Raw genomic sequence first — 22,177 nt, 5'->3', positions numbered from 1 at the left:
TTCACCGCGAAGTTGTGGTCGCCGGGGTGCGTGAAGTGCAGGTCGCTGGCAGCGACCTCGTAGAGCAGAACCGCGTCGCCCTTCTCCGCGTTCTTACTGGAACTTGGGAGCCTTAGACGCGGGCTGCACGGCGATCGTCCAGCTGACGTCTGCCTCGATCTTCAGCTTGGTGGGAGTCTCGTCGTTGAGTCCCTCACCGATGAACGTCGTGCCGCTGTACCGACCAGTGTCGTCGACCAGCAGGTCCAGGTCCTGGTTGCCGCTGTCGAGCGAATGGATGGCAGAGTTCCTGGAACCACGATGAGTGGGGGTCAGGATGCACCCTTCAAGCCGGCTCGCGGTTTCACAACGGCGTCGCCGTGCCCGGACTTCTTGACGACCGTGAAGGACCCGAATGCTCCGTCGTAGTCGCCGGCGAAGGACACCGGCTCCGGTGTCGATGTGTCCTCGGGCGTCTCCTCATGCGCTGACGTCGGATCAGGAGCGGCGGCCGTCTCGGACGCGGATGATCTTTCCACGGTCACGCTGGGCGAAGGGGCCGTGCCCGAAGGCCCCACGTCAGTGCCGTTCTGGTTGATCGTTGACCCAATGGGCGCCACGGCGAGGACCCCGGCCGGGGATGAGGACTCGCTTTCCCTTCCACCAAGGGCGCTGGTCGCGCGATCCCGAATCGTTCGGGGAATCGTCGCGGTCGTTCGGGTTTGAGCGCACGTTCATCTTGTCGCCGCGGCTGTCGAGCCCGGCGACCGCCGGGTGGGCAGCACCTCGAACGACGAGATCGCACGTGCGCGGGCTCAACGACGTTCTGCCCCTAAATAGGGACTTAGGGCCCTTACTGCTCTCGATGGCGGTGCGATCGTTGTAGCTAGGCGACACCGAGGGCGGTGTCGGTGCTTCAAGGAACGGGGGAGGTCTCAATGAAACGAGCACGTCGACGGATAGTGGTCGCCGGATTGGGGGGAGCCGTCCTTATGTTGGGCGCCGGAGTCGCCTTTGCGCAGGTTCCGAGCGAGGGAAGCGGCATCATCAGTGCCTGCTACTCAAAACCGGGCGGCGCTCTTCGCGTGATCGACACCGACGCTGGTCAGACCTGCTCCGCCAAGGAGCAACTCCTCCACTGGAACCAGAAAGGCGAACGAGGTGACCCCGGGCCTGGCGGACCGGTGGGCCCGCAGGGCGAGCAAGGGGTGCCCGGCGATCCCGGCGCCGCGGGCGTCGCTGGGGAGCCGGGCCCCCCTGGAATCTCCGCATATGCGCTCTGGTTGCAGGGGGGAAACACAGGCAGCGCCGAAGACTTCCTTGCCTCACTGAAAGGCGAACCGGGGCAGACCGGAGCAACGGGCTCTCAGGGCATCCCGGGCCCCGTTGGTTTGAAGGGTGACCAGGGCCTGCCAGGTGAACCCGGCCCGCAAGGACCGCAGGGGCCGCCCGGGCAGGACGGCGAGAACGGGAGGATGCCTGTGGAGATCGCCAATTGGGAGATCTCCTGGGTGGCCAACGGCGACTCGTATGTTGTCAAGGATTCGACGCAACAGATCGAGCCCCGCGCGAGCGTGAAAGGCCTATGGGCCAGCCTGAGCGGCGACTTCAGCGGATGCGCGAACAGTTGGCTATGGGTCGGCGTAGGCAACGGGATCTTCGCGAACTGGCTTATCGACCAACCACCGCCCGGCCAAGAGCCCCCGTTGACGTTGTCGAATGTCGGTACCTACGTCGGAGGACCACTGCGCGTCAACGCTGTCTGTTACGACCCGGCCGTGCCGAACAGCCAGAAGCCTGTGCCGAGCTTCAAGGTAAACGTTCAATTCGAGTGGACACACGCCACCCCCATCATCACGGTCCACTGAACGCTCAGTCCACGCTGACCCCATCTGGGTGCTGAAGTTAGCGTGCACCCCGGCAGGATCCTTCGGCCCCCAGCCAAGCCACAGATCGCACTCGAAGTCAATAGACACGACCACCGCGACAGTGCCGCAGGAACCGATATTGGATCGAACGCCTCATCACCTGACCAGGCCCGCGTCATACCGCCGCCTGCTGGGCGCGTGGGCGCTACCGGATGCCGATTTTCGGGCCAGTGCGAGAATCCATGTTGTGGAGGCGCAGCTCGTTCCCCGCGCGATAGCCGCGGCCACAGCACTGGCCGCAGAGCTAGAGCTGGACATCGACGACGCGGTGATGGTGCACCAATCGAACAAGCTCGCCCTACGCCTGGCCCCGTGCAACGTCTTGGCTCGAGTAGCACTGACGGGACACGAGGTCGCCGCGTTCGAGGTCAACCTCGCCCAGCGACTCACTGAAACGGCAAGCCCCGTCGCCGCGCTCGAGCCTCGAGTCGAGCCGCGCCCCTACGAACGCGACGGCTTCACCGTGACCTTCTGGACCTACTACGAGTCGGTTGCTCCCGACCCCAACTCACCAGCCACCTACGCAGACGCGCTCCACCGCCTCCACGCCGGCCTGCGCAGCGTCGATCTCCAGACAACGCCGCACTTCCTGGACCGAGTCGCGGAGGCTGAACAACTGGTCGCCCACCAACACGAGACCCCCAGGCTCGGCGAGTCTGACCGGCGGCTGCTCCTGAACACGCTGCACGACGCGCGTGAACGCATCCTCGCCCGCGGCGCCGCCGAGCAGCTGCTGCACGGCGAACCGCACCCCGGCAATCTCCTGCGCACCCGAGACGGGCTGTTGTTCATCGACCTCGAGACGTGCTGCCGTGGACCCATCGAGTTCGACGTCGCGCACGTCCCACACCGGGTCAGCGCGCACTACCCGGATCTCGACCGCGTCCTTGTGGCAGAGTGCCGCCGGCTGGCCCTGGCCATGGTCGCCGCCTGGCGCTGGGACGTCCGCGATGAGTTCCCGGATGGGCTCCAACACGGCCGAGACATCCTGACCTTGCTCCGCCAGGGTCCGCCGTGGCCCGCGCTCGGCGCTCTTGCCGCCGACTAGAGCAACGCACACGCAAAGTGGCGATCGCTCCTCCAACGCATGGTCGCCAAACGCGTCCTACCGTCGCCAGCCGACCTACTTGTGTTGGCGTTCCGTGGTCTCGCCGCTGCTGCACCCGCAGGACGTGTGAGGGGGCCATTCCTATAGTGGGCTGATGACGAGCGCCTTCGGCTTCACGCCCGGCCAGCCACCAGAGTGGGACATGGAGCGCTTCATGCGCGGCGACGAGGTCGATACGGCTGTGATCACCCTGGAACGCAACCGGCGGACCTTCGCGTGGAAGTCTGCCGATCTGGGCGCCGAGGCGCTGGGTCTGCGGCTCGGTGCGTCGGCAGTGACGCTGGGGGGCCTGCTCAAACACCTTGCCTGGGTCGAGGAGCTCTATTTCCAGAACCGGCTCGCGGGTCGCCAGCCCCTGGCGCCGTTCGACCAGCTGGCTCTCGATCGGGACTGGGAGAACTGGGCTTGGAGCACGGCAGCTCACGACCCGCCCGATGCTCTGCGCGCCCTCTGGGTCGAGACCGTGCATCGCTCCCGCGAAGCGCTGGCGGAAGTGCTGGCCCACGGTGGGCTGGAGCAGACGACACGGGACGGTATGAGCGTGCGCCGGCTGCTCGCCGACATCATCGAGGAGTATGCCCGCCACACGGGGCACGCCGACCTGCTGCGTGAACAAGTCGACGGGGCTACGGGAGAAGGCCCTCCGAAAGACTTCCCGGTGCCCTGATTCCTCCCCACCTGGACGTCTGCCGCACTCGGAAACAGTGCGTCTGGCCGATGGCGTCGGCGCCACATGAAAGGAAAAGGAGCCACCATGACAGACCGATCCGGCGGCTGGATGGGGACGACCGCCGACGCGCTGCGAAGGGACCCGACGTTCTGGCCCACCTGCGAGTGGAACGTGTTCACTCCCAGCAGGGAAGAGGAACGGCAACGTTGTCCCAATCCCGCGGTGTGGATCCTTACCTACGAGAACGAGTTTCGCGTCGTGCTATGCGACGAGCACCTCCCGGAGCGGCCGACGCCCAGCAACAGGCTGCTGGCCACCGAACGGATCGACGAATGGAGGACGAGGACGTCCACGTGAACGCCATCGGCGCCGGGATGCCGTCGGATCAGGAACAGAGGTCCTGCCCAGCACCCTGAGTTGACGCGAGCCGGACGTCACCAACGGCGGCGAGGTGCGTCACGTCGCCGCCTGTCGACCATGCGGACGCCGGCATGAGCCGCATACAACCCTGCTCAGTCAGGGAGGCCCCAGAACGCACCCGAGAGGCCGACCTCCTGCAGGTACCCTGCCGCCGCACTCGGCTCGCGCCGGACGTAGCCGCGCTCGAGCCGTCCGGCGTACCAGCCCGACGCCAAGCGCCACAGGGTCGGCAGATCCATCACATAACCGCGCTCCTTCCCCGAAAGGCCCAACCAGGCGGACACGCAGTTCTCGGAGCAGAAGATCCGCTGATGCCCGCACGTGTAGACCACGTCATCCCACATCTGCGTGGTCGGCACCAGGAAGTGCGCCACCTGCTCGCCCGGCGGCGGCTGCTCGTTGTCGACTCGCCAGGCATGGGCGCGATCGCAGGCGGGGCAGGTTGTGGCCACCACCATGGGTCCCTGCTCGGGCAGCAGATGTGGCAGGGCGAAGGAGTCCCACGCACAGCCGCCCCACCACAACCTGTCCCGCCCCATCACGGAGAACCCCAGGGGCACCGCCGTGAACGGGTGCGCCATGGCGATCTCCCCGTCGGCGCCCAACGCGATATGCCGCTGCGCGACCAAGGCTCGCAGGCCTGCCGTGACCTCCGCCGGCGGCACCGCCAGATCCGCAGCCAGTGCTTGCACCTTGGGCGCCTCGCCCCGACGGAACCGGTCGTAGACGGCAACTCGCAGGTCTTCTGTGTCCACCTGTCCGAGGTTAGAAGGCCTCGTGGTCCGCTGGAGGGGAGACCTGGTCCAGGCGAGCACGCCATTCGGCACTATCGCTCGAAGAGCGGCAAATGAGTGCGTTGAGCCCGACCGTTTGGCCACCGTGGGATTCGTGCGTCGGTTGCGATAGCGCGGGCAAAGAGGTGCTCTCGGCTGGAAGCCGGGACTTCCGGCACTACACCGTTGGCCACGGGCGACCGCACCATGGGACCGTCCGGAAGGAAAGCATCATGTCAGCGAGTGTCGAGGCCGAGGGGCGGCCCAGGAAGACGACGTGCTCTTCGCGCTGATGAGCAGCACCCCCGAAGCGTGAGAAGGCTGCGCGCTGATCCCGTCCCGGATCCTCCGCTCGCGTTGATTTGGAGGAGAACCATGACGCGCAGAACACAGTTGCCAGCCGACGCCCTGGTCAGCGAAGTCGATCCGCCCGCAGAACAGCTGGGCTCCAACGACGCGGCTGGCGCTGGGCGCAGGCCCGCCCCCGAACCGGTCTGGGGCATCGCGAGGGCCGTGATCGCCGGGGCCACCAGGGCTGCCACGGCCGGTGGTGCCATGGTGCGCCGTCGGCTCCGGGCACAACCCACCTCCAGCCCGGATCCGGTCTTCGGGATCTTCGCCAACGGCATGGCCTACTTGCGGATGGGCGGAGGCCCGAAGACCCTGCTATGGATCCCGGGAGGTCCCGGAAACACGCTCCCCACCGGGGGCCTGGCGCTTCGAATGGGCCAGTCCTGGTCCCGGCCATTCGCCGATGCCGGCTACACCGTCTGGTGGGTCACCCGCAGACAGAACATGCCCACAGGGCACTCGTTTGCCGACATGGCCAACGACTACGCCCAAGTGATCGGCGAAGAGTTCGGCGGCAAGGTCGACCTGGTGCTGGGCATGTCCACCGGAGGGCAGATCGCCTTTTACCTGGCCGCTGGGCATCCTGAAACCTTCCAACACATCATCATCGTGGCAGCCGGCTACGCCGACGCTGAGCACGACAAGGACCTCCTACTGCGCTCGGCGCGGCTGCTCAGCCAGGGACGGGCCGGCGAGGCCATGGCGCTGTTCGTCGATGATATGTACCCGCGGGTGCCCCGCCCCGCGCGACGGATCCTCGGCGAGGTGATGGGCCGCTCCATGTACGGCAACACCCACCCACACTTCGACAACGACGTGATGGTCGAGGCCGAAGCGGAAGCTGCCAGCGACGCGCGCGAGGTCCTGCCGGACATCACGATTCCGGTGCTCCTGGTCGGCGGCGACCAGGACCCCTACTTCCCCAAGGAGATGTTCCAGGACACGGCCGGGCTCATACCGGACTGCACCCTTCGGTTGTATGAAGGCAAGGGGCACGAGGGATTGCTCTCCGAGAAGCGCTTCCTACAGGACGTCCTGACCTTCATCGCTGAGCATCCCGCAGCCCAGCCCGAACCTGCCACCGAGCAGCCGGAAACCAACGACCAACTCGGCGCCGCCACCTGAGCCGGGCCAAAAGCTCAGCCACCGGTGTCGGACACGGCCCCGCGTTCGACAACCTCTTCCCTTCTGGCGGGATGTCGTGCGCCTCCGGACATCCGCTCATCGGCTAGATCCGGTTGATCACGGACCTCACCCGGGGGCAGTCGTCGGCACGGGCGCGCCTGGGTGCGTCTCGTCTCCGCGAGAGGGGCGACGTACTCAGGTGGTTCACCGGGCTCGCCCGGGGCCGTGATTACCCGGAGGGTCACGCGTCACGACCCACGCGAGGCAAGATTGATGGACAGCCGTGTCCCAGGAGGCCCAGCCTGACTCAGTTCACCCCTATGCCGCTGGCCCGCGCTGCCCTGCGCTGGTCGCTGGGTCACGCCCTTCCCCGCACCGTGCTGCGGCGAGCGGCGAAGCAGGGCGACCTCCATGGCCGCATGTTCGTGGCCACCCAGTCCGGTGATTGGGCAGCGCTCGCGCCGGTCATGGACGAGCTGCGCGCACACGCCCCGTTCTACCGGGGCAGGTTCGCCTCGGTGACCGTGGACCATGCCGCAGTGCGAGCTGTGCTGTCCAACCCTGATGTCGGGGCTCGGTTCCCCCGCGTGGACAGCGGACACCTTGCTCGGCTGTTGGCGTGGGCCATGGAGGACGCGCCGCTCGGACCCCTCACCCCGCCCTCCTTGTTGGTGACCGAGCCGCCGGATCACACCCGCTACCGCAAGCTCGTGTCGCGGGTCTTCAGCCCCCGGGCGGTTGAGAAGCTGCACGGCCGCACTCAACAGATCGCCACCGAGCTCCTCGACCAGATCGACCCGAGAAGTCCGGTCGACCTCGTCGCGACGTACTGCAGCCTCCTGCCGGTCACCGTGATCGCGGAGATCCTCGGCGTCCCAGACCGCGACCGCGAGAAGGTGCTCAGGTTGGGGGCCGCGGCCGCGCCCAGCCTCGACCTCGGGCTCTCGTGGACGACGTTCCGCCACGTCGAGTCGGCGCTGGGCGAGTTCGACGAGTGGCTGGCGCAGCACCTCGACGGCCTGCGTCGACAACCGGGCGACGACCTGCTCAGTCAGCTCCTCGCTGCCCAGGAGGACGGCGTGAGCCTCACCGACGTCGAGCTGAGGTCCACCGCCGGGCTGGTGCTTGCGGCCGGCTTCGAGACCACCGTCAACCTGCTGGGCAACGGCATCGCGCTGCTCGCGAGTCGCCCCGAGCAGCGCAGGCTCCTCGCCGAGCGGGACGATCTCTGGCCCAACGCTGTCGACGAGGTCTTGCGCGTCGACCCGCCGGTGCTCCTCACCGGACGCATGACGACGGCCGACACCGAGGTCGCAGGCGCCCCGATGCGGCGCGGATCCGTGATCTTGGCGCTGCTGGCCGGCGCGAACCGTGATCCCGGGGTCTTCCCGGAGCCGGACACGTTCGACATCACCCGGCACAACGCCCGCGAACACCTCTCCTTCTCCGCCGGTCGGCACTTCTGCCTAGGGGCGGCACTGGCCAGGATGGAGGGCGAGGTCGGGCTGCGGACACTGTTCGAGCGGTATCCCGAGCCACGGGTCGAGAGCGGCGCCGTACGCAGGAGCACCCGCATCTTGCGCGGCTACGAACGCCTTCCCGTGACGCTCAGCCCCTGACGCTCTGAGGTTGCTCGAGGAGCTCAAGCTTCAGCTCCCATGCGGAGCACGACGAGACCGCATACGGCGACTTACGCAGACGAATTCGCCTTTGCCCAGATGGTCGGCGAGACGCAGCCGACTGAACACGTGCAGGAACTCGCCTGCGCCTGGGACGGCGTGGTGCGTCACATCGCTACGTGTCGGCTCGGTGCGTGTGGAAGTGCTGTCGCCCCACACCGTCCCCGTCGACTAGCCACGCCGGGACACCGGCGTTCTGTCCCGCCCAACCTGGCAGCAGCAGAATGGACTCGTAACGGCGCAGAGGAGGGCAGCCGAATGTTGTCGACCGTCGACCTGGCCTACCCGTTCAGGGGCCGATGGCTGACTCAGAACAGCCCTGCGAGCCGCGTGCCCAGTCACGGCACCGCCCTGTTCGCCAGCTCATTCGCGATCGACTTCGTCCCCGTCAACGAGGCAGGGCGAACGGCACCAATCACGTTCGGGTCGCTTCTGCGCCCCGAACCGGCAGAGCGGTTCCCGGGCTTCGGACGCCCCATCCTCGCACCCGTCCACGGCCTGGTCGTCGCCGTGCATGACACGGCGCCTGATCACCAGGCCTTCCGCGGCCTGCCCTCCGTTGGCTACGCCCTCACGCAGCGCCGCCGGGCAGCAGCGGGTTGGGTGGAGTTGGCTGGCAACCACGTGATGATCCAAACGCCTGACGGCGTCGTGATGGCGGTGTGCCACCTGCAACACCGCAGCGTCCAGGTTCAGCTTGGTCAAAGAGTTCGGGTGGGCGAGCCGCTCGGGCATTGCGGCAACTCGGGCAACAGCACCGAACCGCATGTCCACCTCCAGGCCATCGACCGCTCGGACGTGGTGCACGCCTGCGCTGTCCCCATCACCTTCGGCGGCCGCCTGCCCGACAACGGCGAAATCATCGACGCGGTGTAGAGGCAACCTCCCGTATTCACGTCCGTGCCGCGCTGGCGTGCGTCACCTCGGGGGCCTGCCGGGCCATGCGTCTCACCCACGTGATGCCCCGTCGCGGACGTGAGGTCCGACCATGACCCGTGGAGGGCGACACACGTGCTATTTCGGTTGCCCATCAGCAGGGGCCCTGTCACGCTCGCGAGATGTCCAGCAGCATCGCCGACAAGCTCTTCGACCGTTTCGGAGAGACTGCCTTCGCTGTGGTGAAGGCGCGCCCTGAGGTGGATCCGGCGATGGTCCAGGACATCTTCGGCGAAGCGGCGACCATGCTGCACAACGGACTTGCCCTCGACCATTTGGATGGCCACGACGCCGACATTGTCATCTCAGAGTTGTGTGCGGCCCTTGCTGATGCGGATCCGACGACCGCGCTGTTGACCCGGTTCTATGCTGCCACGGACGAGCCCACAGACCTGCACGACCCAAGGGGGGCTGCCGTGGCCTACGAGAACGTTCTGCGGATCTTGCAGCTCTGACGCATTCGGGCTGACACATAAGTCGGCGTCACGGCGCACCTCGCAACGCTGGAATCACCGCATCCGCCTTCAGTTCAGACCACGCCTGCGGGGCGCGAGCGAGCCCCCGCCCCACACCCGCGATCGCTACCGGATCTGTCGCCTTCGGAGAATCATGGGCTCCATGGACTTCCCGCAGATCTGGCCGCTCCTCAAGGACTCCAGCCGCCAATGGCTGATGGAGCACAACGGGGAGCCTCTCCCGGACGATCTCATCGCGGACATTCTCCGGGTCACCGGAGGCGAACAGAACGCTCAGTGGTGGGCGGGCGACGCTGGGGAGGGCGAGACGCAGCTGTCCGACGAGGCGGTCGACTGGATCGAGACCGTCGCCAACGACGAGGGCTGATCCAGCCCTCCCCTTCGGAGCAGCCTGTCGTGCGCCGACAACGGCCACCGCGGTGCTGCCGCGACCCGCCAGACAGCCAAGCACCGCGAGGCACACCGCGCAGCTGCACAGACGGTGCGACGTGGCCTCGGCCAGCGGGGTTTCAGGCATACCGTGGGGTCATGGCGAAGACCGTGCTGCTCACCGGCGGTGGTCGGGGCCTCGGGCGGGTCACCGCCGAGAAGCTCGCCGTTGCGGGGCACCGTGTGCTCCTCACAGCCCGCACCGGCATCGCCGCCCAGACCGCCGTGGACCAGATCCATCACGGGCGCAGTCATCTGCGAGTGGAGCCGCGTGCGGTCGACCTCTCTTCACTCGAGCAGGTCCGGGCCTTCGCCACGGCCGAGGCCGCGCGCGGTGACGCCATCGACGTCCTCTTCCACGTCGCGGGCATCATGCAGACCAGCAAGACCCGCCGGCTCACCGTCGACGGATACGAAGAGACCTTGGCAGTCAACGCCCTCGCACCCTTCCTGCTCACGGCCCTGCTCCGGCCCGCACTCGAGCTCGCCCCGGCGGCACGGGTGATTACGGTCAGCTCCCGTTTGCACCTGCCGGATTCACGTGGCGCCCCGGTCGACTTCGACTTCGACGACCCGCAGCTCCAGCGGGGATACAACCCCGACCGGGCCTACAAGAACTCGAAGCTCGCCGTGCTGTGGTTCACCTACGAACTGCAGCGCCGCCTGTCTGGCACGTCGATCACCGCGAATGCCATCTGCCCAGGTTTCGTGCCGACGACGGCAGCGGCCAGCACCACCGGTCCGATGCGACTGCTCATGTCGTTCGTCATGCCGCACATGCCGTTCGCGACATCGGTCGCCGACGCGACCGACTCGTTCGTCTTCATGGCGCTCGACCCCTCGATCGACGGGGTCGGGGGCGCCTTCTACGGCGAGCGGCACCCGATCGAGTCCAGCCCGCAGTCACATGACATCCAGCAGGCCCGTCGATTCTGGCGCCTCGCCGACCAGCTCACCGGTCTCACCTGACAGCCCAGCCATGGACTGAACGCGCGGACCCTTCGCCGCGGCCGTCCCGTCAAGGAAGTACGCGTATCCGCCGGGTGTCCGCGGCGATCAAGACGGACCCGTCACCTGTCAGCCGACCACCTCGTGGAGGCGGACACCGTGGTCCATGGCGATCAGCTCGGCAGCCTTCTCTCCGATCATGATTGCGGCGGCGTTGGTGTTGCCGCTGACGACGTTCGGCATCACACTCGCGTCGGCCACGCGCAGGGCCTCGATGCCGTGGACGCGCAGCCGCGGGTCGACGACCTCACCGATCCGGCAGGTCGACGTCTCGTGATAGACGGTCAGCGCGTAGTGGCGGGCCAGGTCTTCCAGCAACGCGTCGCTCGGCTCGGAACCGGCCTCGTGGCCGTGGGCGCGCGCCAGGTGCGGCGGGATCACGGGCTCACCCAGACCGCCGCCCGGCCACGCCTTGGCGATCTCGAGGGCCCTGCGCATCACGGCGATCATGACCAACACGTCGTGCGGGTCGTCGAAGTAGTTGAGGTCGATCCGGGGTGGCACGGCGGGGTCCGCACTGGCGAGCGTCACCGAGCCCTCGGAGTGGGGCTGCACGGGGTTGGGCAGCACGACCACCTGTCCGCGCGTCGGGTCGAGGAAAGACTCCGGGTCCTCGAAGAACGCGGACGGCGGGAGTCGGAAGACGCCCTCCCAGATCGGCGGCGTGTAGCCGGTCGCGAGGAAGCCGATCTGCGCGTCGTGGGTGTGGTCGTCGCCCAGCCCGGTCGAGAAGAACGCGACGGCGTCGTAGAGGGAGGACGAGGCGAGGCCACGGCCGGTCGTAAACCACTCGCCGATGCGGCGCTCGGCCTCGGCCTTGGCAGCAGCAAGAGGTTCCGGGAGGTCGACATCGTCGGCGGGGTCGGCCGGGAGCGGCCCGGCAGGGGCCCGCAGCGCGTCTGGCCCGAGGGACAGGGCGACCTCGGTCATCGTCTCGCCGATGCCGTCGGCGGCAAACATCAAAGGCGTGTGGAGGTGGTCCTTGAGGTGACGTCCGACGTCCGGGAGGTCGACGACGCAGTCCACCCCGACCGCGGCGAGCTCATCGCGAGCGCCGACTCCGGAGAGCAGCAGGATGTGCGGCGAGCCGATGGCGCCCGCGCACAGCACCACCTCGGTGCCCGCGACCACCTCCTCGCGAGTGCCGGCGGCCTCGGTGCGGTACGCCACCCCCGTGGCCCGAACTGCCTCCCCGTCAGTCTCGAGCAGAACCCGCTCGACGAGCGCACCCGTGACCACGGTGAGGTTCTCGCGGTCCATGGCCGGTTCGAGGTATGCGTGGAAGGTCGAGCTGCGCCGGCCGTCCTTCGTCGTCGTCTGGAAGAGGGATGCCACCCCGTGCGGGTCGAGGCGGTCGCGACCGTTGTAGTCACCCTGCTTCAGGCCGGCAGCGCCCGCGGCCTCGACGAACTGGTTCGAGGCGCGGAGGATCGGCTGGCGCACCGACACCCCCACCGGCCCGTTGTGGCCATGCATGTCGCGGTCGGGCTGCAGCTCGGGGCTGTCCACGAAGCCTTCGGCCTTGAGGAAGTACGGCAGGACCTCGGCATACGACCAGCCCTCCGCTCCCCCGGCCGCCCACGAGTCGAAGTCGCCGGGGTGCCCCCGCACGTATGCCATGTAGTTGAGGCCCGAGGACCCGCCGAGCATCTTGCCCCGCGGCACCATCATCTGGCCGCCGACGAGGCCCTTCCCGACGCCGCCGGGGTCGCCGTTGAACATCCAGTCCGTCGCTGGGTTGTTCTGCAGGCTCGCGACCGCGGCCGGCACCAGCTCTGCGGGCGGCGGCGGGCCACCGGCCTCGAGCAGGCACACCCGGACATCCGGGTCCTCGCTCAGCCGGGCGGCGACCACCGCACCCGCCGATCCCGCCCCCACGATCACGTAGTCGTACGTCGAGCCCATCGCTACCACCTCATCGTGGCGCCCCACCGGGCGGCGGGGACGGTATCGCCACGCAACCACATTGCGGCAGGGCAGACAAGGGACGACGATCCGTGGAGCCAGCGTGCGTCCGCCCCCCCAAGGCGGCGGGCCAGAGCCGAGCCCGACCCGTGGACGCCGCAGGGTGGTCGTGTCCCCCCACTACCGGTAGAAGCGGTCGCCGGAGGACCAAAACCCTCTAAATGGCGGCACGACCCGGTTCGCACCCCGCGCCGTCCCCGCGGGCCGACGGATGGTCGGCCCGCGGGGACTGCGTGTCACTTCTTGCCCGTTCCGCCCTTGATGACGACGGTGGCGGCATTGGTGTTGTTGGACGTCACCGGATCCGGGGTGGCGCTGGTAACAGTGGCGCTGTTGGTGACAGTGCCCACGCTGCCGTTGACCTGTGCCTCGATCACGAATGTGACCGACTCACCCGCCGGGACGCGGGGAGCCGTGCATCGCACGGTGTGAGTCGCCACGGTGTAGACGCACTGCGGTGACACGTACTGCACGACGACCTTCTTCGAGTCGAGGGGCAGCTTGTCGACGACGACGACGTCGGTCGCGTCGGACGGCCCGCCGTTGCCGCAGTTGGGGCTGACGGTCGACTGGGCGTCGCTCTCGCAACCGGCCTTGTTGTAGACCGTGAGGGAGTAGACGAGGACCGGGCTCGGGTTGCCCGAACGCTTGGTCCCCGTCTTGTCGAGCCACAGCTCAGCACTGGTGTTGACGGTGGTCGTACTGGTTGCCGAGTTGTTCGACGCGTCGGGGTCGCCGGTCGTCGAACCCACGGTTGCCGTGTTGCTGAGGACTGAATCGGGTGGCAGGGCCGCGCTCACCTTGACGGTGAGGAAGACCGTCACGACCTGCTGGGGGAGGAGTGTCCCCAGGTTGCACACGACGGTCGGCGGCTGGGTCAGAGCGCAGACGGTGTTGCCGTTGCCGTCCTGTCCCGTGACGAACGTCGTGCCGGCCGGGATCGGGTCGGTGATCTTGACGTTCTGCGCAGTCGACGGGCCCGCGTTGGTCACCGTGACCGTGTAGGTGAGCAGGTTCCCGGCGATCACGGGGTCAGGGCTGTCAACCTTGGTGATGCTGAGGTCGGCGGAGCCCGAGACGGTGGTCGACACGCTCTTGCGGTTGTTGGAGTTGTCGGGGTCGCTCGTGTCGCTCGCGACAACGGCCTGGTTGTAGAGGATCGTCCCGGACGACACCGAGGGGTCAACGTGCGTGACGACGGTGATCGTCGCAGTCGCGCCGGAGGCGAGGTTCCCCAGACCGCATCGCAGGTCACGCGCTCCCGGCTGCCCGTTGGTGCATGTCCCGATGCTCGGTGTGGCCGACACGAACGTGAGACCACCGGGGAGGGTGTCAGTGACGACGACACCCATGGCGGTCGACGGTCCGTTGTTCCGCACCGAGATGGCGTAGGTGAGGTCCGTGCCGGCGACGACGGTGGACGGGGCGGTCTTGTCGATCGACAGGTCGGCGGAGCCGAGGAAGGTGACCCGGCCGGTGGCGGTGTTGTTGCCCTTGTTCGGGTCAGGTGTGGCACTCGACACGGTGGCGACGTCGTTGACCTGTGCCACGTCGGCAGCGGAGACCGACACGCGGACCGTAGTCCGGCCAGCGGCCGGCTCGGAGCCGAGATCGCAGGTGATCGTCGCCGTGGTGACCGCGCCCGTGCTCGTCGGTGCGCATGACCCGCTGGCTGCGGGGTCCACTGTCACTCCGGTGACGCTGAACGGGTACGCCGAGGTGAGGACGTCCGTGAGTGTGACGGAGCGGGCGTCCGAGGGGCCGAGGTTGTCGATACGTATGTCGCAGAAGCCGGTGTCTCCGGCCGGGGCGGGATCGTCGGGCTTGCAGACCTTGATGACGGCGAGGTCCGCCCGGTCCTCCACGATGGTGCCGAGCGTGAACGTGTTGTTGCGGGTGTCGGTGTCGTTGTCGCCGGCAACCGAGACGGTGTTGTTGATCGTGATCGCGTTTGCGTTCCCGAGAATTCCGCTGTCCACGTGGACCTTGATCGTGAACGTCTTCGAGGCGGAGGCGGACACGTCACCCACGGTGCACGTCAGCGTGCGCACCGGCCCTTGGACACACGGAATGGTGGAGGTCTCGAAGGTCACGCCGTCCGGGAGCTCGTCCGTGACGACCGCGTTGAAGACCGTGTCTGGTCCGTGGTTCGTCACGGTGACGTCGTAGTACAGCTGGTCGCCGGCAATCGCGGGATCCGGTCTCGAGGTCTTGCTGACGGTGAGGTCACCGCCGGTGAGGGCCGGAGCCTCCAGGCGGTCGTAGTAGACGTCCAGGTCGAGGCGACCGGCGGGGAAGCCGGTGGTCGTGATCGATCGGCGACCGTCACCCCAGAGGTAGTGGAAGCTCGCGGCGTCGCCTGCAACGGCGAGGTACTCACCGAAGTAGCACTGCGCGGTTCCGGGGTTGTAGTGCGGGAACAGCGGCGGAATGCCTGCGGTGACATCGCTCACCCGGATGTTGGCTCCGTAGGTCTGGCCGCCGTCAGTCGAGTACGCCGTGAAGACGTCGGTGTTCGTGTTTCCCGGGTTGTCGTTGCGCTTGTCATACCACGCCACGGCGACCACGCCCGTCGGTGAGACTGAGACGTAAGGGTTGAACTCGTCGAGGTTGTTGGCCGGGACCCCCATCTGCTGGACGTTGGTCCAGTTCTGGCCGCCGTCGGTGGACCGTGCCACGAGGACGTCGGAGCGGTCGGTGGCGTTCGCAGGGTTCTCCATCCAGGCGGCGTAGATGTTGCCGTCGTTCGGACCGCCGGTCGTGTCAACAGCCAGCCAGGCGCCGTGCAGCATCCGGATGTTGCCGTTGAGGATCGGGCGGCTGTTGCCTGCGCCGCAGTTGTTTGCCGCGGTGACGTCGCCGGGTTGGGCCGCCGCCGTGTCGATGTCGACGATCGGGTCGAACGTCAGACCCCCGTCGAGCGAGCGGACGAACTCGATCTGTCCGGCGTTGCGGTTGGCGTAGGCGACGTAGATCTCTCCGCCGGATCCCACCTGGATGCTGCAGCCGAAGGCCGCCGAGCCGGTCGGGACGATGACCTGTTCGCCGATGTAGGTGGCACCGTTGTCGTTCGAACGGCTGAAGCGCATCTCGCTGGTGCCGGTGGCCGTGTTGCCGGGAGTCGTCTGGAAGAAGCGGGTCCAGCACACGTAGATGTCACCGTCGTTGGGACCGCCGGTGTTGTCGACGGCCACCCATGGCTTGTCGTTCAGGGTCGTGCCAGCGGCCGCGGAGGAGACGGGTGCCGCATTGGTGGCGGCTGCGAACGTCTGGCAGCCGTCGGTCGAGCGGGCCACACCGATTGCGGGGTTGCCGCCGATCGTGGCGATCTCGCCGTAGTAGAAGTCGCCGCTCGTGAGGTGAGTTGCGATGACGGGGTCGCCCCGGCCACCGATACCGTCGAGGTCGGTGAAGGTCTGACCGCTGTTCGCGGACGACGCAAGGCCAGAGAGTCCCCCAGCTGTGAAGTCGTTGTATCCGGCGCAGACGACATTGCCGCTGACTGCGAGTGCGGTCTCGCTCTGGGTCGTGTTGTCGGTGTTGAGGTTGTCGTCCGCTGGATCATTGACCATGACGTCAGCGCCGAAGATCGGGTCCCCGGCGGCGTTGGGACCGAACTGGTCGACGGCCGGCCGCTTGGGGGTTGAGGCATCCTTGGCTGGCGGGGCGGACACCAGTCCTGCACGCTCGAGCAGGTAGCGCTCTCCCGCGCCCGATGGCGACTCATTCGGCGGATATTGACTGAGGATCGCGCCGACCGGGTCCGATGTGACCGCGCTCGGGCCGGTTGCCCCGGGTCTCGCCGATGCCGATGCGGGGACCAGCAGACCTCCTATGAGTATGGGTGCCAAGGCGATCCCCAGGATCGCGCGAGCGCGTGGTGTGAGTCGCATCGCTGTACTTCCTTCCGTACTTCCTTCCGTGGTGGATCTGCGGTCAGCTCGATGGGCAGGTCATCGACAGGAGGGCGTCCGCGATCTCACGGCGTCTCACTGCCGACGTCGACGGCGCGGAGGTGACTGTCGTCGCGATCTCGGCGCGACGGTCGGCAGACTGCGCGTAGGCAAGCCTTCGCGAGTCCGAACCAGCTGGGGTGAGGACGTCGCACGTCCCGTATCGGCTCCGGGCGGCAGAGGTCACGCCCTGACTCGCGAGCCACTGCTCAAGGCTCAATGTGTCCCGTATGGGCAGGACGCAGATCTGGACGGCTGCTCTCGGAAGGTCAGCGACCCCGGATCCGGATGACGCCGCAGGATCGAGGAGCTCGGCCGAACTGCACTCGGAGCTCTGCCGTTGGACTTGCGTGCCAATGATCGGCTCCGGCCTCACGTTCCATGAGGGCGGCACCCGCATCGCAAAACCAGCAATCGACAGTGGGAGGGCAGCCGTGCTGGTCGTGCTCGGGAGTGGCGCCGACGGAACGGACGTCGTGGCCCCCGACGACTCGGCGACATCGGAAGAAGCCGAGCCGACGGATTGCCCGGAGCCGCAGGCCATCAGCAGCGCGCACAACGCGATGGTCGTGATCGCGTGCGATCCCTTGCCCTGTCTCGACCTGAAGCCCATCTCCGCGTCCCCGATCGGAGCCTCGTCGGATCCGTCAACTCTCGAGCATGGCAGCCGACGCGACGCACCGCAGCGATATTGCGCAACCGCAGTGGCCGAATCGGCGGCGCGATCGACTGGGCAGGCCGAGCGGGCGGCATTGCCGGCGCACTCCTGCCAGCAGTAGGTCAAGTCCGGACTGGAACACCTCCACATCGTCGTGGTGCTCGAACTCGTCGGCGATCTGGTGGACGAAGGGGTATTGCGCGGGGTCGAGGGCCCGCCAACGGTCGGCGTACTCTTCAGGAACGCAGCCGGCTCCAGGCCGGTGTTGCGGAGCATGGAGGAGCCGAACCCCGGGCGCCGCTGCATCTCCTCGAACAGCGCCAGCGAGAGCGCTCGCAGGTTTGCGATGGGGTCCGGACCGTCCACGACGCACTCGGCGTCGGTAAGTATCCGTGCCATCACTTCGTCGGTCGCCAGGTCGAGCAACTCCTCTCTGCTGGACACATACCAGTACACGCTCGCCACGCCCCCGCCCAACCGTGCGGCCAGGGCACGGAAGGTCAGGGCGGGTTCGCCCGACTCATCCAGCAGCGCGATCGTCTCGGCCAGCACGGACTCCATCGAGTGCGTGGTGCGCCGCCGTGTCCCGCCCGGGCCTCGGGTTCGTCGCCGCGGTGTCGCTTCCACACCGTCTGCCACGGCCCGAACCGCTCGGGCAGGTCACGGCACGCAGTCCCGGTCCGGAACCGGTACGCCACGCCCCGACGATCGTTCAGTGGTCACGAAAACGGTTGTCCCTGATGCCATCCGATGATGGCATCAGGGGTTCGATCAGCTCCCATTGGGCATCGGTCAGCACGGCTCAACGCGACACGCCTCCACCATCACAGCCGGCAGCGCTCACCCCAGAAGACACGCCCTAGCTGTGGACACGGACTCTGAATAGACGGTCACGAGGCCGTCTCATGGAGTCACGATGGCGAAGTCGGGGTTTCGGAACGGGGCAGCCGTAGACAGGTGTCGACCTCGCCGCCCCGACATGGGTGAGGTCGTCACCGACCCGCCCGAGCAGCCCTGCGACCCCCCCGGCCCACCATCGGCTGGTAACCGCGCGGGCGCCTGGCCCATCACCTGTGTGTCACTCATGCACTCTTTGTTCCGCGTCCGCACCGCGACCGCGGCCGCCCGCCGTGGGGCTACGGCGGCAACTGGCCTGCCACGGTGAGCATCCGACGTCCGTCGTCAGGAGGCGCCGTCGGTCGACGCACGACGCGGAAGCCGATGTGGCTCATCCCCGTGTCTATCATCTGCGGGCGCCGCGCTGCCGGGCGGTAGCGCAGGCAGTACGAGTCGGCGCAGAGGAACGACCCACCCTTGATCACCTTGCGCGGCACGTGAAACTGCGGCTGCGCCGGGTCGAAGCTCGCCTCCACGGCCGGGCCTCTGGGGTTGCGTGGCACGCAGCACGGCTTCGGGTCGGCCTGACCGGCATGCCCTGTCGCGTACCAGTCCGACGTCCATTCCCAGACGTTGCCCGCCATGTCGTAGAGCCCGTATGCGTTGGGTGGGAAGGATCCCACCGCCTGGGTCGCGCCGTACCCGGGCTCAGGACGCGACGGGAAGTCCCCGTGCCAGTAGTTGGCGAGCCGTTCCCCGGCTCGCTCCGGCTGGTCCCCCCAGACGAAGCTCGCTCCGCTGAGGCCCCCGCGCGCCGCCGCCTCCCACTCGGCCTCGGTGGGGAGAGCGTCACCGCTCCACGCGGCATACGACTCGGCGTCCTCGTAGGCGACGTGGACGACAGGGTGGTCGTCGAGCGCGTCTACCGTGGACGCGGCCCCGGTCGGGTGGCGCCAGGACGCCCCGGGTGTCCACGTCCACCAGAGGTTGATGTGACGCAGGTCGACCGGTCCCGCCGTGCGATTGAAGACCATCGAGCCGGGCTGGAGGTTCTCGGCCGGGGCACCGGGGAAGTCCGCGGCGTCGAGAGGTCGCTCGGCGACCGTGACGTACCCGGTCGCATCGACGAAGGCGGCGAACTGGGCGTTCGTCACCTGCGTCGGTGAGATCCAGAACCCGTCGACCGTGACGGGATGCGCCGGCGCCTCCTCGGAGTAGTGCGCGTCCGAGCCCATGGCATACGTCTGCGGTGGCACCCAGGCGAGGCCGACCTCGGCGCTCACCGTCACGCGTCGCCCCCCGCGAAGACGGACGACCAGTCGTCCTTCATGCTGACCACGGTCCAATTCTGGCGCTTGGCCGTGGCAAGCGCCTCTTCGGCTCCCGCGACGTAGTCGAACTCCCGGTCGGCGTCGTCGTGGAGCAGGAGCAGCCGCAAGGACGGCGTCGTGTCGGTGCCTGCGTAGGCGAGCATGGGCAGGTCACCGTTGGAGTTGCCGACGGCGAGGATCGGGCGTCGTCCGATGCGGCTCCAGATGCGCACCGGCTTCTCTGGTCCGTCGTCGAAGAAGTCCATGGCGGCCTTGTACATCAGGCTGGTCGTCGTGCCTTCGTCGATGTAGGTGAGGCCGAGGGCGCTGCCGATCACCCGCTCGGGCGGCACGCCATAGAGGTCGCCGGCGACAGGCCGCATGAAGTCACGGTCACCGCCGGAGGCGATGTAGGTCGTGAAGCCATGGTCGTCGAGGTGGTCGAGCAGCTCGACCATCGGCTGGTAGGCACAGCCGCGATAGGGCAGGCCGAGGGTGGGGTGGCTGGCGTCGCCGAAGAAGGACACCACCTGGGCGTCGTAGTCCTCGACGGTGACAGCGTCGAAGGCCCGGGTGACCGCCCCCATGAGCAGCCGCAGGTCGGCGTCGTCACCCTGGTAGTGCTTGACCATCGCGGCGCCGAGCCAGTGCACGTCCTTCTCGTAGGCAGCCTTGAAGGGCTGCTCGTCGCGTAGGGACGCGTCCTCGGCCGCCAGCTCCGCCAGCCGCCGGATCGTGAAATCGAGCTGGATCGGCATCGGCTTCTCGCACCACAGCGTGCCGTCGTTGTCGAACACCGCGACCCGTGCTGCCGGCTCCACGTAGTCCGGGCCGCCCTCATCGGTGACCCGGTCCACGAAGTCGTGGATCGCGGACCGGGTCTCGCCGTCGGACCAGCTGTCAAGTGGCATCTCCGCCTCCTCGCGGGGACTGGGCTCAGCTGCTGCCGAGGAAGGCGTGCAGCTTCTTCACGGCGTGGTCGATGGTGAACGACGCCGGCTCATGCCTCGGCGGGAACTCCTTGAACGACTCGAGGAAGACGGTCGCGATGGCGGTGCCGTAGGCGGCGATGAAGTCGTGGTCGATGAACCAGTCGTAGTAGGTGTTCGAGGTCTGGTCGGCACGCTCGAACGGGTCGGTGCGCAGGTTGAAGAGCTTGGGGATGCGCAGCTCGGTGAACGGTTCGAACCAGATGCCGAGCGTGCCTGTCACGCGCTGCTCCATGAAGACAATCTTCCAGTTGTCGAAGCGGATGCCGAGCACGTCGGCGTCGTCGGAGAAGTAGATGAGGCCCTGACGCGGGCTCTTGTCGACCTCGCCCGTGAGGTAGGGCAACAGGTTGTAGCCGTCAATGTGCACCTTGAAGCTCGTCTCGCCGAGGTCGTGGCCCTGCTTGAGCTTCTCGACGATCTCGGGCTCGCCGGCGGCTGCGGCGAAGGTCGGCAGCCAGTCGTGGTGCTGGATGATCTCGTTGGACACCACGCCAGCCGGGATGCGGCCCGGCCACCGGACGAGCTCGGGGATGCGGAAGGCGCCTTCCCAGTTCGTGTCCTTCTCGCTGCGGAACGGCGTCGTGGCGCCATCGGGCCAGGTGTTGCCGTGGGGCCCGTTGTCCGTGCTGTAGACGACGATCGTGTCGTCGGCGATGCCGAGCTCGTCGAGCAGGTCGAGCACCTGCCCCACGTTGCGGTCGTGGTCGACCATCGTGTCGTGGTAGGGCGACTGCCAATGCCCCGCCTGACCGATGCTCTCCGGCTTGGTGTGGGTGCGCACGTGCATGTGGGTGAAGTTCAACCACACGAAGAACGGCGTCTCGGCGTCGTGCTGGCGCCGGATGAAGTCGATGCAGGCATCGGCAATCTCATCGTCGATGGTCTCCATCCGCTTCTTCGTCAGCTTGCCGGTGTCCTCGATGCGCTGCTTGCCCTGCGGGCCGAACTTGGGGTCGACCGTGCCGTCGTCCTCGTCGGTCGCCCACGAGTGGATCACGCCGCGCGGGAGCTGGAGGTTGTAGAGCCGGGGGAAGTCCTTCTCCTTGGGGAAGTCCGGCAGCTCAGGCTCCTCCTCGGCGTTGAGGTGGTAGAGGTTGCCGAAGAACTCGTCGAACCCGTGCGCTGTCGGCAGGTACTTGTTGAGGTCCCCCAGGTGGTTCTTGCCGAACTGGCCGGTGGCGTAGCCGAGCGGCTTGAGCACCTCGGCGATGGTCGCATCCTCGGCGGCGAGGCCCACATCCGCCCCCGGCACACCGACCTTGCTCATGCCGGTGCGGTAGACGCTCTGCCCGGTGATGAAGGACGAGCGACCGGCGGTGCAGGACTGCTCGCCGTAGGAGTCGGTGAAGCGCATCCCCTCGTCGGCGAGTCGATCGATGTTGGGGGTGCGGTAGCCCATCAACCCGTCGCTGTAGCAGCTGAGGTTGGTGATCCCGATGTCATCGCCCCAGATGACAAGGATGTTCGGCTTCGAGTCAGGCATGGCAGGTGCTCCTTCAGGTCCTCGGTTGGGAAACGGTCCACGGTCAGTTGGTGTCGAACTGGCTGCCTCAGCCGGGGCGAGGTGAGCCTGAGGTGGC

General features: G+C 67.6%; 17 protein-coding genes. 10 read left to right on the top strand and 7 right to left on the bottom strand.

Translation table 11 applies throughout. The annotated features are described in order from the left end of the window. Window positions 1-1,064 precede the first annotated feature (1,064 nt). The 4 genes from FBY41_RS09375 to FBY41_RS09360 all read left to right on the top strand — a co-directional run bounded on the left by FBY41_RS09375 (window position 1,065) and on the right by FBY41_RS09360 (window position 4,042). Window positions 1,065-1,847, top strand: a complete 783-nt coding sequence (locus tag FBY41_RS09375) for a collagen-like protein (RefSeq protein ID WP_185748996.1) — start codon at window positions 1,065-1,067, stop codon at window positions 1,845-1,847. Between the two features lie 247 nt (window positions 1,848-2,094). Continuing rightward, on the top strand, window positions 2,095-2,955 hold the full coding sequence (locus FBY41_RS09370) for an aminoglycoside phosphotransferase family protein (RefSeq protein ID WP_141843796.1): 861 nt from the start codon (window positions 2,095-2,097) through the stop codon (window positions 2,953-2,955). Window positions 2,956-3,109: 154 nt separating this feature from the next. Then, complete coding sequence (locus tag FBY41_RS09365) at window positions 3,110-3,682, top strand: mycothiol transferase (RefSeq protein ID WP_141843794.1); 573 nt, start codon at window positions 3,110-3,112, stop codon at window positions 3,680-3,682. An 87-nt stretch (window positions 3,683-3,769) separates the two neighbouring features. Further along, window positions 3,770-4,042 carry a hypothetical protein gene (locus FBY41_RS09360; RefSeq protein WP_141843792.1) on the top strand — a complete coding sequence of 91 codons (273 nt, stop codon included), beginning with the start codon at window positions 3,770-3,772 and terminating at the stop codon, window positions 4,040-4,042. 155 nt (window positions 4,043-4,197) lie between these two features. Here FBY41_RS09360 and merB read toward each other — a convergent pair whose 3' ends face one another. After that, the gene (gene merB, locus FBY41_RS09355) at window positions 4,198-4,860 is read right to left on the bottom strand and encodes an organomercurial lyase (protein ID WP_141843790.1); all 663 of its coding nucleotides are present in this window, start codon (window positions 4,858-4,860) and stop codon (window positions 4,198-4,200) included. A 393-nt stretch (window positions 4,861-5,253) separates the two neighbouring features. On the opposite strand from merB, the gene FBY41_RS09350 reads away from it, so the two are divergent. The 6 genes from FBY41_RS09350 to FBY41_RS09325 all read left to right on the top strand — a co-directional run bounded on the left by FBY41_RS09350 (window position 5,254) and on the right by FBY41_RS09325 (window position 10,843). After that, entirely contained in the window at window positions 5,254-6,354 is a 1,101-nt protein-coding gene (locus FBY41_RS09350; protein ID WP_185748995.1) for an alpha/beta fold hydrolase, read from the top strand. A 320-nt stretch (window positions 6,355-6,674) separates the two neighbouring features. After that, window positions 6,675-7,973, top strand: coding sequence for a cytochrome P450 (locus FBY41_RS09345; RefSeq protein ID WP_141843785.1), 1,299 nt, complete (start codon window positions 6,675-6,677; stop codon window positions 7,971-7,973). 318 nt (window positions 7,974-8,291) lie between these two features. Next, complete coding sequence (locus FBY41_RS09340) at window positions 8,292-8,909, top strand: M23 family metallopeptidase (RefSeq protein WP_141843783.1); 618 nt, start codon at window positions 8,292-8,294, stop codon at window positions 8,907-8,909. A gap of 182 nt (window positions 8,910-9,091) precedes the next feature. Then, a complete protein-coding gene (locus FBY41_RS09335; protein WP_141843781.1) occupies window positions 9,092-9,424 on the top strand; it encodes a hypothetical protein in 333 nt (110 codons plus the stop codon). Window positions 9,425-9,587: 163 nt separating this feature from the next. Next, the gene (locus FBY41_RS09330) at window positions 9,588-9,812 is read left to right on the top strand and encodes a hypothetical protein (protein ID WP_141843779.1); all 225 of its coding nucleotides are present in this window, start codon (window positions 9,588-9,590) and stop codon (window positions 9,810-9,812) included. A gap of 161 nt (window positions 9,813-9,973) precedes the next feature. Next, window positions 9,974-10,843 (top strand): SDR family NAD(P)-dependent oxidoreductase, encoded by an 870-nt coding sequence (locus FBY41_RS09325; RefSeq protein WP_141843777.1) that lies wholly within the window; start codon window positions 9,974-9,976, stop codon window positions 10,841-10,843. A gap of 108 nt (window positions 10,844-10,951) precedes the next feature. Here FBY41_RS09325 and FBY41_RS09320 read toward each other — a convergent pair whose 3' ends face one another. The 6 genes from FBY41_RS09320 to FBY41_RS09290 form a co-directional block, all read right to left on the bottom strand. Beyond that, entirely contained in the window at window positions 10,952-12,787 is a 1,836-nt protein-coding gene (locus tag FBY41_RS09320; protein WP_141843774.1) for a GMC family oxidoreductase, read from the bottom strand. Window positions 12,788-13,083: 296 nt separating this feature from the next. After that, on the bottom strand, window positions 13,084-16,521 hold the full coding sequence (locus FBY41_RS09315; protein ID WP_185748994.1) for a DUF11 domain-containing protein: 3,438 nt from the start codon (window positions 16,519-16,521) through the stop codon (window positions 13,084-13,086). Between the two features lie 262 nt (window positions 16,522-16,783). Next, window positions 16,784-18,019 carry a TetR/AcrR family transcriptional regulator gene (locus FBY41_RS23925; RefSeq protein ID WP_260439667.1) on the bottom strand — a complete coding sequence of 412 codons (1,236 nt, stop codon included), beginning with the start codon at window positions 18,017-18,019 and terminating at the stop codon, window positions 16,784-16,786. A 575-nt stretch (window positions 18,020-18,594) separates the two neighbouring features. Further along, complete coding sequence (locus FBY41_RS09300) at window positions 18,595-19,584, bottom strand: formylglycine-generating enzyme family protein (RefSeq protein ID WP_260439666.1); 990 nt, start codon at window positions 19,582-19,584, stop codon at window positions 18,595-18,597. Continuing rightward, window positions 19,581-20,516, bottom strand: a complete 936-nt coding sequence (locus tag FBY41_RS09295; RefSeq protein WP_141843769.1) for an HAD family hydrolase — start codon at window positions 20,514-20,516, stop codon at window positions 19,581-19,583. The genes FBY41_RS09300 and FBY41_RS09295 overlap by 4 nt, the downstream gene beginning before the upstream one ends. A gap of 25 nt (window positions 20,517-20,541) precedes the next feature. After that, the gene (locus FBY41_RS09290; RefSeq protein WP_141843767.1) at window positions 20,542-22,080 is read right to left on the bottom strand and encodes an arylsulfatase; all 1,539 of its coding nucleotides are present in this window, start codon (window positions 22,078-22,080) and stop codon (window positions 20,542-20,544) included. Window positions 22,081-22,177: the final 97 nt, after the last annotated feature.

It is taken from the genome of Humibacillus xanthopallidus (assembly GCF_006716675.1).
Lineage (GTDB): Bacteria > Actinomycetota > Actinomycetes > Actinomycetales > Dermatophilaceae > Humibacillus > Humibacillus xanthopallidus_B.
The sequence above is the reverse complement of the archived record's forward strand: the minus strand, read 5'-3'. Positions and strand labels throughout refer to the sequence as shown.

What these genes read in the sequence shown, in the direction of transcription:
- FBY41_RS09365 (WP_141843794.1), top strand. Translation starts at nt 3,110, where the DNA reads ATGACGAGCGCCTTCGGCTTCACGCCCGGCCAGCCACCAGAGTGGGAC.
- FBY41_RS09360 (WP_141843792.1), top strand. Translation starts at nt 3,770, where the DNA reads ATGACAGACCGATCCGGCGGCTGGATGGGGACGACCGCCGACGCGCTG.
- FBY41_RS09350 (WP_185748995.1), top strand. Translation starts at nt 5,254, where the DNA reads ATGACGCGCAGAACACAGTTGCCAGCCGACGCCCTGGTCAGCGAAGTC.
- FBY41_RS09345 (WP_141843785.1), top strand. Translation starts at nt 6,675, where the DNA reads ATGCCGCTGGCCCGCGCTGCCCTGCGCTGGTCGCTGGGTCACGCCCTT.
- FBY41_RS09340 (WP_141843783.1), top strand. Translation starts at nt 8,292, where the DNA reads ATGTTGTCGACCGTCGACCTGGCCTACCCGTTCAGGGGCCGATGGCTG.
- FBY41_RS09335 (WP_141843781.1), top strand. Translation starts at nt 9,092, where the DNA reads ATGTCCAGCAGCATCGCCGACAAGCTCTTCGACCGTTTCGGAGAGACT.
- FBY41_RS09330 (WP_141843779.1), top strand. Translation starts at nt 9,588, where the DNA reads ATGGACTTCCCGCAGATCTGGCCGCTCCTCAAGGACTCCAGCCGCCAA.
- FBY41_RS09325 (WP_141843777.1), top strand. Translation starts at nt 9,974, where the DNA reads ATGGCGAAGACCGTGCTGCTCACCGGCGGTGGTCGGGGCCTCGGGCGG.
- FBY41_RS09320 (WP_141843774.1), bottom strand. Translation starts at nt 12,787, where the DNA reads ATGGGCTCGACGTACGACTACGTGATCGTGGGGGCGGGATCGGCGGGT.
- FBY41_RS23925 (WP_260439667.1), bottom strand. Translation starts at nt 18,019, where the DNA reads ATGGAGTCCGTGCTGGCCGAGACGATCGCGCTGCTGGATGAGTCGGGC.
- FBY41_RS09295 (WP_141843769.1), bottom strand. Translation starts at nt 20,516, where the DNA reads ATGCCACTTGACAGCTGGTCCGACGGCGAGACCCGGTCCGCGATCCAC.
- FBY41_RS09290 (WP_141843767.1), bottom strand. Translation starts at nt 22,080, where the DNA reads ATGCCTGACTCGAAGCCGAACATCCTTGTCATCTGGGGCGATGACATC.